Raw genomic sequence first — 9,486 nt, 5'->3', positions numbered from 1 at the left:
GGCCGACCCCGCCGCCCGCCCGCATCCCGCATCGCCCCCGGATCGCCGGCCGGCCGAGGGCACCGCCGACCCTGCTCTGATCGAATCGCGAACCTCTTCCGGCGGGCCGATCCCGCCTGCCTCCCGATCAGACGAGCCCGCCCGATGCCCTTCCTGCCCAAGCTCCGGCTGCGCGCCGGCCTCCTCCTCCTGTCCGCCAGCCCGCTCGCCGTCGCGCAGGCGCAGGCACAGGCACAGGCACAGGAGAGCGTCACGCTCTCCGAGCTCTCGGTGGTCGGCGAGCGCGACGGGCCGGCACCGGCGGCCGGCATTCCCTTCGGCGTCGCCGCGCCGCAGGGCTCGGCGCCCAGCGTCATCGAGCATCCGGTCGGGCAGGTCGTGACCGGGATCGGGCGGCGCGACACGATCGAGAACCGGCCGGCGACGAGCGTCGGCGCGGTGCTCGCCAACAGCCCCGGCGTCACCGTGCGCCAGGGCAACGGCGGGCGCGACGTGATCATCTCGATCCGCGGCAACAACGCCCGCTCCACCGGCGTGATCAAGAACACGGTGGTGCTGGAGGACGGCTTCGTCCTGACCCAGCCCGACGGCGCCGCGCGCTTCGACCTCTCCGACCCGCGGGCCTATTCCCGCATCGACGTGTTCCGCGGGCCGCAATCGGCCCTGTTCGGCAACTACGCCACGGGCGGCGCGCTGGCCTTCCGCACCCGCACCGGCCGCGAGATCGACGGCTACGAGATCGGCACCGATGCCGGCAGCTTCGGCTATCTCAGCACCTCCTTCACGGTCGGCGGCGTCAGCGGCCCGTTCGAGATCAGCCTGTTCTCCAGCGACGTGCGCGCCAACGGCTACCAGGACCATTCGTCCTACGACACGCAGACCATCGACTTGCTGGCGAGCTACACCCCGACGCCGGACAACCGCTTCACCCTCAAGGTGATCAACAACGACCTGCACGCGGACCTCGCCGCCCGGTCGTCGCTGGCCGAGTTCCGCACCAACCCCTATCAGCGCGGCTGCGCGGCGGCGGCGACCGCGGCGGCGGGCTGCTCGCTCACCAACCTCTTCGTCAACGGCGCCTACGGCCGAAGGGTCGGCGTCACCGCCGACGAGGCCGGCTTCGAGCGCAAGGACCGGCGCACGATCGTGGCGGCGCGCTACGAGCACGACATCGACGCCCAGACCACCTGGCGCACGCAACTCGGCTTCGACGAGCGCAATTTCAACCAGCCGTTCTACGCGACCGCGTCACGGGGCTCGTACCCGTCCTGGAACTTTCTCACCGACCTCACCCGGCGCTACGACCTGTTCGGCCTGCCGGCGGTCGGCTACGTGGCTTTGGCCTACAGCACCATCGACAACCGGATCTCGACCTACAACCGCGCGCCCTACGGCGGCCCGCGGCTGGGCGCGCTGATCGGCGATCAGGAGGCGGTGCAGTCGAACCTCGGCGGCCGCGCCCGCACCGAGGTCGCGCTCTCCGAGCAGTGGACGGGCGTCGTCGGCATCGGCGCCGAGACCACGTCGATCACCGGGCGCAGCCTCGCCTACGCCTACGCGGCCGCGGGCGCGACCACGACGATCGCGGACGCGAACCGCAGCTTCCTCAACGTCGCCCCGGAACTGGCGCTGGTCTACCGCCCGAGCGCCGAATGGGCGTTCCGCGGCCGCGTCGCCACCGGCTACACCACGCCGGCGGCGAGCAACCTGTTCGTGACCTCGGCGGGCCTGCCCGGCAACAACACCGGGCTGCAGACCCAGGAGAACCTCGGCTTCGACCTCGGCACCGACTGGACGCCGGTCGAGGGGCTGCGCCTCAGCGTCACCGGCTTCTACGAGATCTTCCGCAACGAGCTCGTCTCGCAATCGCCCGGGGCCGGCCTGCAGAGCTACACCTTCAACGCCCCGGCCTCGGAGCACCGCGGCCTCGAGGTCGGCGCCGACTGGGCCTTCGCGCCGGGCTGGCGCATCGTCGCCGCCTACACCTTCGACGACCAGGTCTACACCCGCTATGTCGAGCAGCTCAGCGCCGGAGCGCTGACCCGCCGCCTCGACCGCGCCGGCAACCGCATCCCGGGGGTGCCGGCCAACCAGCTGCTCGCCCGCGTCGGCTACGACGTCCCGGCCGGGCCGCTCGCCGGGCTCGGCGCCTTCGTCGAGACCGTGTTCCAGGACGACTTCTACCTCGACAACGCCAACCAGCTGAAGGCGCCGGGCTACGCGATCGTCAACGCCAACGTCCACTACGCGACGGAACTCCCCGGCGGCTACGCCAAGCGCCTCACGCTCTACGTCGAGGTGCGCAACCTGTTCGACACGGTCTACGCCGCCTCGGCCCAGAACCTCGCCGACACGATCAGCGCGACGACCGGGCTGCAGAACGGCGCGGGCGTGCTCGCCGGCACCACCGGCTCGATCTATGCCGGCGCCCCGCGCAACCTCGTCGCCGGGATGAAGCTGGCGTTCTGATGCCGCCCCTCGGTGAGCCCGGCTCATCGAGGGTCGGCCCCCGCGACCGCCGGGCGGCGGTCGTCCGCCGGACCTCATGGGTTCTCACCTACGAGGCTTGGCCTGAAGACTCGGCATGAGCCTCAGATCACCGCCTCGATCAGGCCGAGGGTGCGGGCCTCCTCGGCCTCGATGTACCAATTGTAGGGAGCCCGCTCGATCACCTGGTCGAGGGTCACGCTCGAGCCCTCGACGAGGTTGGCGAAGCCCTCGTTCTGGATCGCGATCGAGCACTCGATCTCGTGGAGCGTCGCCTTCACCGTGGCGATGCAGGTGGTCAGCGGACCGTTGATCCGGAGCTCCTTGGCGAGCTTGCGCTCGTGGATCATCAGCCGCGTGCCGGGGGTGAGGTAGCGGTTCTGCCGGGTGAAGAAGCTCATGAAGGTGGTGCCGGCGGAGTAGATCGCCGCCTTGCCGAGGAAGGCGTAGCGGCATTGCGGGTTCATCGCGCTCTTGAAGCGGATGTCCTCGCCCATCATCCGCGCGACCTCCGGGTCGCCGCCGAGCGTGGTCAGCTCGACGACGACCAGCCCCTCGCACGGGGCCTTTCCGATCTGGGCCCGGAAGTCCCGGTACATGTCGTAATCCACCGTGCCAGCGAGCAGGACGGTTGGAGCCGCGAAGTCGGCGGCTTTCAGGGTCGTATCCGGGGTCGTGGTGTTCATGGGGCGGGGCGGCCTTGCGATGCGGACGGGTTTGCGATCCGAACGGGATCGCGGCCTGCACAACCCGCGCCGGACCTGTTCGTTCAGGAAAAGATCCGCATCGGGGACGCCGTCAGCGCGACAGCCCGTCGTCGGGCGCGCGCAGGCGGTAGCCGACGCCGGTCTCGGTGAGCAGCAGGCGCGGGCGCTCGGGATCGGCCTCCAGCTTCTGCCGGAGCTGGCGCATGTAGACCCGGAGGTATTGCGGGTCGGACGAGGCCGAGACCGCGCCCATCAGCTGGGCGTGGGTCAGCACCTTGCCGGCATGCTGCACCAGCACCCGCAGGAAGTCGTACTCGCGCGGCGTCAGCTTCACCTCGCGCCCCTCCACCCGGACGATGCGGCGCACGAGGTCGACGCTCAGGGGCCCGACCTGGAACAGCGGGCGCTGCCCTTCCGTCGCGAGCTGGTGGCGGAGCGCCGTGCGGATGCGGGCCAGCAGCTCGCCCATGCCGAAGGGCTTGGTGACGTAGTCGTCGGCCCCGAGGTCGAGCGCCTCGACCTTGCCGGTCTCGTCGTCGCGGCTCGACAGCACCACCACCGGCAGGGCGGGATGCGCCGCGCGGATCCGGGCGAGGAGGTCGTGCCCGCGCATGTCGGGCAGCCCGAGATCGAGGATCACGAGGTCCACCGTCTCGTGGCCGGACGCCTTGCGGCCCAGGGTCTCCAGGGCGGTGCGGCCGTCGGGCGCCTCCAGCACGGCGTAGCCCTGGGTCCCGAGCCCGGTGCGCAGCAGCCGCCGGATCGGCGGCTCGTCGTCGACGACGAGGATGTGCAGGGTCATGCCGCCCGATCCGAGGCGGTCCGCGCGGGCTCGGCGGGGACCGGCAGGGTGATGGTGAACACCGCGCCGGAGCGGTCGCGGCGGTTGGCGCCGACGACCGTGCCGGCCATCGCCTCGATGAAGCCGCGGGAGATCGGCAGGCCGAGGCCAGTTCCGGCCCGCACGCTGTCGGCCTTGGCGACGCGGTAGAACGTGTCGAACACCCGTTCCAGGTCCGCCTCCGGCAGGCCGCCGCCCTCGTCGAGGATCTCGATCCGCACCCGCATCCCGTCCCGCCGCCCGCGCAGGCGGATGGTCGACCCCTCGGGGGCGTACTTGCCGGCGTTGTCGAGGAGGTTGACCAGCACCTGCTCGAACAGCACCGGATCGAGCCGCAGCGGCGGCAGGCCGGGCGCGATCTCCACCACGACGCGGTGGCCGGACAGGATCGCCTCCAGGCGGCGCAAGGCCGTGTCGGCGATCTCGGCGACGTCGTGCAGCGCGACGTTGGGCACCACCGCGCCGGCCTCCAGGCGGGTCATGTCGAGGAGGTTGGCGATGAAGCGGTTGAGGCGCTCGGATTCCGCGATGACGGTGGCGAGGAGATCCGCCTTCGCGGGGGCGTCGAGGGCGTCGTCGAGGTCGCGCAGCGTCGTGGCCGCGCCGAGCACGGCGGCGAGCGGCGTGCGCAGGTCGTGCGAGATCGAGGTGAGCAGCGCCTGGCGCAGGCGGTCGGTCTCGGCCGCGCGCTCGGCCCGGTCGAGGTCCTCGACGAGGCGGACGCGCTCGATGGCCAGCGCGCCCTGGTCGGAGAGCGCGTCGAGGAGGCGCCGGCTCTCCGGCGAGAGGATCGGCCCGGCCCGGTCGGCGTCGAGGCCGATGACGCCGAGCGTCCCCCGGCCGGTCCGCATCGGCAGGAACAGGCGCTTGGCGCCGGGCAGGGTGTCGGCGCCGCGGCCCGCCGCCCGGTCGTTGTCGAAGGCCCACTTGGCGGCGGCGAGGTCGGCCGCGTCGAGGGTGTCCTCCGGCGGGTAGCCGGCGCGCACCGCGATCGCGCCGGCCTCGGGCAGGAGCAGCACGACGCGGACGTCGAGGCTCGCGGCGATCTGGTAGGCGGTCGCCCACAGCACGTCGTCGAGGGTGCCGCAGCCGGCGAGCTTGCGGCTGAAGCCGTAGAGCCGCTCGCTCGCCACGGCCCGCGCCCGCGAGACCACCGCCTCCTGGCGGGTGCGCGCGGCGAGGTTCGAGACCAGCACGGCGACCAGCGTGAACAGGCAGAAGGCGGCGACGTTGGTCGGGTCGGCGATGGTGAAGGTGTAGAGCGGCGGCAGGAAGAAGAAGTTGTAGGCGAGCGAGGCCGCCACCACGGCGGCGAGCGAGGGCCCGAGGCCGAAGCGCACCGCCACGGCGACCACGGCGGTGAGCAGGACGAGGTCGGCGTTCTCGACGCCGAGCATCGGCTGCAGGGCGAGCGCGATCCCGAGGGCGCCCCCGACGGCCGCGAGCGCGACCGCGTAGGGCCAGACCGAGCGGGACGGCTCCGCGGCCGTGCGCACGCTCTTCGGCCCGGCCGCGTCCCCGCCCTGCGCCTCCCCACTCTGCGCCTCGCCCGCGATGACGTGGACGCTGATCTGCCCTGAGCCGCGCACGAGGTCGTGCACCACCGAGCCGTTCAGGATCTCGAACAGCCGCGAGCGCTCGGACTTGCCCACCACGACGTGGTTGGCGTTGGCGCTCCGCGCATAGGCCAGGATGTCGTCGGCGATCCGCCGCGAGCCCGGCACGGTCGCCGCCTCGCCGCCGAGCCGGTCGGCCAGCCGCAAGGTGTCGGCGATGCAGTCGCGCGCGGCCTCCGACAGCGCCTGCGCCCGCGGCCCCTCGACCGAGAGCGCGGTCCAGGGCGCGTGCAGGCGGTCGGCCAGGCGCTTGGCGTAGCGCACCAGCCCGGCCGCGCGCGGATCCTCGCTGACGCAGACCAGCACCCGCTCGCCCGCGCCCCAGGGCCCGGGGATGGCGTTGGCCCGCATGTGGCTCAGGAGTTCGTCGTCGACCCGGTCGGCGGTGCGGCGGAGCGCCAGCTCGCGCAAGGCCGTGAGGTTGCCGCGGGAAAAGTAGTGCCGCAGCGCGCGGGCGGCGTTGCGGGGCAGGTAGACCTTGCCGTCCTCGAGGCGCCGGATCAGGTCGTCGGGGTTGAGGTCGATCACCTCGATGTCGTCGGCCCGGTCGAGGATGCCGTCGGGCACGGTCTCGCGCACCCGGATGCGGGTGATCTGGGCGACGACGTCGTTCAGGCTCTCGACGTGCTGGATGTTGAGGGTGGTGTCGACGTCGATGCCGGCGTCGAGCAATTCCTCGACGTCCTGGTAGCGCTTCGGGTGGCGCGAGCCCGGCGCGTTGGTGTGGGCGAGCTCGTCGACCAGCGCCAGGGCCGGGCGCCGGGCCAGCAGCGCGTCGAGGTCCATCTCGTCGAGGCGGGTGCCCTTGTAGGCGACGGCGCGGCGCGGGACGACCTCCAGCCCGGCGACGAGGCTTTCGGTCTCCGCGCGGCCATGGGTCTCGACCACGCCGATCACCACGTCGAGGCCGGCGCGGGCCTTGGCCTGGGCCGTGGTCAGCATCTCGTAGGTCTTGCCGACCCCCGGCGCGGCGCCGAGGAAGATCTTCAGCCGGCCGCGCGACCGGCTTTCGCGGCGCGCGGCTTCGAGCAGCGCGTCGGGGGAGGGGCGGGACGGGTCTCGGCTCGGCTCGGGCATCGGGGGCGCATCCTACCCGCAACGGGGCCCGAATGGGCCAGCGCCTATTTCGCCAGCCCGTCCAGCGCGAGGTTGAGCGCCAGCACGTTCACCCGCGGCTCGCCGAGGATGCCGAGCCAGCGACCGCGGACCTGCCCCTCGACGAGGTCGCGCACGGCCGGCTCGGGGAGCCCGCGCGCGGCCGCCACGCGCTTCACCTGGAACAGGGCGGCGGCGGGCGAGAGGTCGGGGTCGAGGCCCGAACCGCTCGTCGTGACGAGGTCGACCGGCACCGGCACGCCCGGGTTCTCGGCCTTCAGGCGGGCGAGGTCGGCGCCGACCCGCTCGGCGAGCGCCGCGCTCGTCGGGCCGAGGTTGGAGCCCGACGAGTTCGCGGCGTTGTAGGGCGCCGGCACGGTCTTAGCGGGATCGGCCGGGTCGGCGGCGCTGGTCGCGGACGGCCGGCCCTGGAAGTAGCGCGCGTCGGCGAAGGCCTGGCCGATCAGGCTCGACCCGACGGGCTTGCCGTCGCGCAGGACGATCGAGCCGGCGGCCTGGCTCGGGAAGGCGAGGCCGGCGAGGCCGGTCATCGCGAGCGGATAGGCGAGCCCGGTGAGCGCGGTCAGCGCGATCAGCAGGACGAGGGCGGGGCGAAGCTGGGTCAGCATGGCGGTGTCTCGTGACGCGAAGGGGGAGGATCAGGCGAGGCGGAGCGCGGTGACGGCGAGGTCGATCGCCTTGATGCCGACGAAGGGCACCAGGATTCCGCCCAGGCCGTAGACCGCTAGGTTCCGGCGCAGCAGCGCGCCGGCGCCGACCGCGCGGTAGGCCACGCCGCGCAGGGCCAGCGGGATCAGCGCGACGATGATCAACGCGTTGAAGATGATCGCCGACAGGATCGCGCTCTGGGGCGAGGCGAGCCCCATCACGTTCAGCGCCTGGAGCTGCGGATAGAGCCCGAGGAACATTGCCGGGATGATGGCGAAGTACTTCGCCACGTCGTTGGCGATCGAGAAGGTGGTCAGCGCGCCGCGCGTCATCAGCAGCTGCTTGCCGATGCCGACGATCTCGATGAGCTTGGTCGGGTCGGAATCGAGGTCGACCATGTTGCCGGCCTCGCGCGCCGCCACCGTGCCGGTGTTCATCGCGACGCCGACGTCGGCCTGGGCGAGGGCGGGGGCGTCGTTGGTGCCGTCGCCGCACATCGCGACGAGCTTGCCCTGCGCCTGCTCGCGGCGGATCAGCGCCAGCTTGTCCTCGGGGGTGGCCTGGGCGAGGAAGTCGTCGACGCCGGCCTCGGCGGCGATCGCGGCGGCGGTGACCGGGTTGTCGCCGGTGATCATCACCGTGCGGATGCCCATGCGGCGCAGCTCGGAGAAGCGCTCCCGGATGCCGCCCTTCACGATGTCCTTCAGCGTCACCACGCCGAGGAGGCGTCCGTCGCGGGCGACGGCGAGCGGCGTGCCGCCGGCCTTGGCGACGTCGTCGGCGATGGCGCGGACCTCCTCGACGCTCTCGGCCGAGGCGGTCGGCGCGTAGGCCAGGGCCGCGCTGGAGCCCCGGGTCGCGACCGGGCCGCCGCTCACCGCCGCGACGATCGAATCGACGGCGCCCTTTCGGATCTGCGAGCCGGCGAGGTCGACGCCGCTCATCCGGGTCTGTGCGGTGAACGGCACGAAGGTGGCGTCGAGGCTTGCCATGTCGCGGGCGCGGATCCCGTAGCTCTCCTTGGCCAGCACCACGATCGAGCGGCCCTCCGGCGTCTCGTCGGCGAGGGAGGCGAGCTGCGCCGCGTCGGCGAGCTCCTGCTCGGTGACGCCGCGGACGGGGCGGAACGCGGTGGCCTGACGGTTGCCCAGCGTGATCGTGCCGGTCTTGTCCAAGAGCAGCGTGTCGACGTCGCCGGCCGCCTCCACGGCGCGGCCCGACATGGCGAGCACGTTGAAGCGCACCAGCCGGTCCATGCCGGCGATGCCGATGGCCGAGAGCAGCGCGCCGATGGTGGTCGGGATCAGCGTCACGAACAGCGCGACCAGCACGATCAGCGGGATCGCGCCGCCGGCATAGGAGGCGAAGCTCGGGATCGAGGCGACGGCGAAGACGAAGATCAGGGTCAGGCCGGCGAGCAGGATGTTGAGCGCGATCTCGTTCGGGGTCTTCTGGCGGGCGGCGCCCTCGACGAGCGCGATCATCCGGTCGACGAAGGTCGAGCCGGCCGCGGCCGTGATCCGCACCCGGATCTCGTCGGAGAGCACCTGCGTGCCGCCGGTCACCGCCGAGCGGTCGCCGCCCGATTCGCGGATCACCGGGGCGGATTCGCCGGTGATCGCCGCCTCGTTGACCGAGGCGATGCCGAGGATCACCTCGCCGTCCGAGGGGATGATGTCGCCGGCCTCGACCAGCACCACGTCGCCGACCTTGAGGTCGTTGCCGGGGACGGTCTCGAAGGCGCGGCCCGCACCCGTCAGCCGCTTGGCCATGGTCTCGGTGCGGGTGCGCCGCAGGGAATCCGCCTGCGCCTTGCCGCGCCCCTCGGCGATCGCCTCGGCGAAGTTGGCGAACAGCACCGTGAACCAGAGCCACAAGATGATCTGCCCGGAGAAGGCGAGGTTTTCGGCGCCCGTCGCGGCGTCGCGGACGAACAGCACCGTGGTGAGCGCGGCGACGACCTCGACGACGAACATCACCGGGTTGCGCACCATGAGGCGCGGATCGAGCTTCCGCAGCGCGCCGAGGAGGGCCGGGCCGACGAGGGCGGCGCTGAGCAGGGTCTGGGAGG

6 protein-coding genes are annotated in these 9,486 nt (G+C 72.5%); 1 reads left to right on the top strand and 5 read right to left on the bottom strand.

The window, feature by feature from the left end; translation table 11 throughout:
• The first annotated feature begins 144 nt into the window (after nucleotides 1-144).
• Nucleotides 145-2,469 carry a TonB-dependent receptor gene (locus FV230_RS19215; RefSeq protein ID WP_147843528.1) on the top strand — a complete coding sequence of 775 codons (2,325 nt, stop codon included), beginning with the start codon at nucleotides 145-147 and terminating at the stop codon, nucleotides 2,467-2,469.
• Between the two features lie 122 nt (nucleotides 2,470-2,591).
• Here FV230_RS19215 and FV230_RS19210 read toward each other — a convergent pair whose 3' ends face one another.
• From FV230_RS19210 to kdpB, 5 genes are all read right to left on the bottom strand, one after another.
• The gene (locus FV230_RS19210) at nucleotides 2,592-3,173 is read right to left on the bottom strand and encodes a peptidase S14 (protein WP_147728117.1); all 582 of its coding nucleotides are present in this window, start codon (nucleotides 3,171-3,173) and stop codon (nucleotides 2,592-2,594) included.
• 112 nt (nucleotides 3,174-3,285) lie between these two features.
• Nucleotides 3,286-3,996, bottom strand: coding sequence for a response regulator transcription factor (locus tag FV230_RS19205; protein WP_147728118.1), 711 nt, complete (start codon nucleotides 3,994-3,996; stop codon nucleotides 3,286-3,288).
• A complete protein-coding gene (locus FV230_RS19200) occupies nucleotides 3,993-6,728 on the bottom strand; it encodes a sensor histidine kinase KdpD (protein WP_147843527.1) in 2,736 nt (911 codons plus the stop codon). Before FV230_RS19200 ends, FV230_RS19205 begins: the two co-directional genes overlap by 4 nt.
• A gap of 44 nt (nucleotides 6,729-6,772) precedes the next feature.
• Nucleotides 6,773-7,375, bottom strand: coding sequence for a K(+)-transporting ATPase subunit C (locus tag FV230_RS19195; RefSeq protein WP_147843526.1), 603 nt, complete (start codon nucleotides 7,373-7,375; stop codon nucleotides 6,773-6,775).
• A gap of 30 nt (nucleotides 7,376-7,405) precedes the next feature.
• Nucleotides 7,406-9,475 (bottom strand): potassium-transporting ATPase subunit KdpB, encoded by a 2,070-nt coding sequence (gene kdpB / locus FV230_RS19190; protein WP_147843529.1) that lies wholly within the window; start codon nucleotides 9,473-9,475, stop codon nucleotides 7,406-7,408.
• Between the last annotated feature and the right edge of the window lie 11 nt (nucleotides 9,476-9,486).

The organism is Methylobacterium sp. WL6 (assembly GCF_008040095.1).
Taxonomy (GTDB): domain Bacteria; phylum Pseudomonadota; class Alphaproteobacteria; order Rhizobiales; family Beijerinckiaceae; genus Methylobacterium.
The sequence above is the reverse complement of the archived record's forward strand: the minus strand, read 5'-3'. Positions and strand labels throughout refer to the sequence as shown.